Consider the following 2,069-nt stretch of genomic DNA (forward strand, 5'->3'; position numbering starts at 1 on the left):
CGGTCAGGCCGCCGCCGCGCCGAACCAGCCGATCACAGCGCCGATGAGAAGCAGCACGCCAAGCCAATGGCCGACATCGATGAGCGTCAGATCCCAGCCGAAACCTTCGTAGCGATGGTTGACCGAAAGCGTGGTGGCGACGAACCCCAGCCAGAGAACGAAGCCGAAGATCACCCCGGCAAGCAGGCTCGGTTCGCCGCCGGTCACGGCGCCGATGATCAGCGACATGACCAGCGCCATGACGAGCTCCGCGACAAAGGAGACGACGAAGGGCAGCATCGATTTGCTCATCGTCGCCGGATCAAGCTTGGCGGCCTTCAGCCACGGCTTGCTCAAGCCCATATACCAGGCCGCGCCGAACAGCCATGCCACGACGGCGGCGACGATTACCGCCAGCCAATTGATTGCTGAAAAATCCATGGTTCCCTCCGGTCGATTGCGCGATGGAACGCCTGTTCGGCGATGCCGTCAAGCAAGACGCCAGACGGTGGTGCGCTTGACCTCGGCGTCCTCCAGCGCCCGCGTCACCGCCACTTCGTAGACGGCAAGCGGTTCCAGCCCCGCCTTCGGCAGATACGAGCGGCCGGGATCGCCGACGAAAATGTCGGCGCCGCGCGCCTTCAGCGCGACGAACCACGGCATCAGCCTGTCAGCGAAAGTTTTGTCGTAGAAGACGTCGCCGGCCAGCACCACGTCCCAGCCGGCATCAGTATCGATGCAGTCGCCGATGAGGAATTTTATCTCCGCCCCGTTGGCCTCGGCATTGAGGCGGATCGCGGTCGCGCAGAACGGGTCGATGTCGGCGGCGATCACCTCGGCAGCTCCGGCCTTCACTGCGGCAATGGCGACAAGGCCGGAGCCGGAGGCGAAGTCGAGCACGCGCCTGTCGCGCACCGTTGCCGGATCGTCGAGGATGTAGCGGGCAAGGCCTTGGCCGCCGGCCCAGGCAAAAGCCCAGAAGGGCGGCGGCAGGCCGATTTCGGTCAGCTCATCCTCTGTCCGCTGCCACAGGTCATGCGCCTCGTCGGCCAGGTGCAGGCGGATCTCCGGCACATGCGGCGGCGCCGTCAGCGCCGTGTTGTCGAGGATGAATTTCCTGGCGCTGTCCGGCGTCAGCGCCGTCATGGCGCCGGCGTCAGGCCGCCCATGCGGCAAACCTCTTGCCATTCGGCCGGCGTCACCGGTTGCACGGACAGCCGCCCGAGCCGCACCAGCGCCATGTCGGCCAGCTTTGGATTGGCCTTGGCCTGTTCCAGCGTCACCGGATTCGGCATGTCCTTGAAGGCGCGGATATCGACGCACTCCCAGCGGGGGTCGTCGGTGGTGCTGTCCTGATGGGCCAGAGCGCAGACCTCGGCGATGCCGACTATGTCGAGTCCATCATTGGAATGGTAGAAGAAGCCGAGATCGCCGATCTGCATCGCCTTCATGTTGTTGCGCGCGGCATAATTGCGCACCCCGTCCCACTGCGTGCCGGCCTTGCCCTTGGCCTTCAGCATTTCGAAGGAGAAGACCGAGGGTTCGGATTTGAACAGCCAGTAGTTCATTGTGTTGCTCCTCCTCAGGTGCCGCCGCGATTAGATATCCGCTGGTTTGTTGAAGCTCCAGTTCCACTGCCGGATTTCGACGCTTTCGAACAGCCCTGCCTTGGTATAGGGATCGGCCGCCGACAGGGCTTTTGCCGCAGCCAGATCGGGCGCCTCGACAACGGCGAGAGTGCCGTTCGGCTTGCCGTCTGCGTCGAGGAACGGGCCGGCGAAGGCCAATTTCTTGTCGCCGTTCAGCCCTTCCAGGAAGGCAAGGTGCTTGGGCCGCGTATCGAGCCGCACCTGCAGGCTTCCTGGCTTGTCCTTGCAAATCAACGCAAACAGCATCTTTCCATCTCCGCAATCGTTCGGGATCACATGTCGGTTTCGGTCTTGAGCGGCCGTGTCATCAATGCCGATACAGCCTGGTCTATGGTTATGGTGCCGTCCAATATGGCGGCGACGGCGGCGATGATCGGCGCGTCGATCCGGCGCTCGCCGGCGATGCGGGCGGCAATTGCCGCCGTCGGCACGCCTTCAGCC

General features: G+C 63.9%; 4 protein-coding genes and 1 pseudogene. All 5 read right to left on the reverse strand.

Annotation, left to right across the window (positions count from 1 at the left end):
- Window positions 1-3 precede the first annotated feature (3 nt).
- On the reverse strand, window positions 4-420 hold the full coding sequence (locus E5W70_RS25795) for a DUF1761 domain-containing protein (RefSeq protein ID WP_292663792.1): 417 nt from the start codon (window positions 418-420) through the stop codon (window positions 4-6).
- A gap of 48 nt (window positions 421-468) precedes the next feature.
- Entirely contained in the window at window positions 469-1,125 is a 657-nt protein-coding gene (locus tag E5W70_RS25800) for a methyltransferase (RefSeq protein ID WP_292663794.1), read from the reverse strand.
- Entirely contained in the window at window positions 1,122-1,547 is a 426-nt protein-coding gene (locus E5W70_RS25805; RefSeq protein WP_292663796.1) for an EVE domain-containing protein, read from the reverse strand. Before E5W70_RS25805 ends, E5W70_RS25800 begins: the two co-directional genes overlap by 4 nt.
- A 30-nt stretch (window positions 1,548-1,577) precedes the next feature.
- The gene (locus tag E5W70_RS25810; RefSeq protein ID WP_292663798.1) at window positions 1,578-1,874 is read right to left on the reverse strand and encodes a YciI-like protein; all 297 of its coding nucleotides are present in this window, start codon (window positions 1,872-1,874) and stop codon (window positions 1,578-1,580) included.
- Window positions 1,875-1,900: 26 nt separating this feature from the next.
- Window positions 1,901-2,069 (reverse strand): annotated as a pseudogene (locus tag E5W70_RS25815) (glycerol-3-phosphate dehydrogenase); the annotation flags it as partial.

The organism is Mesorhizobium sp. (assembly GCF_005063415.1).
Classification (GTDB): Bacteria; Pseudomonadota; Alphaproteobacteria; order Rhizobiales; family Rhizobiaceae; genus Mesorhizobium.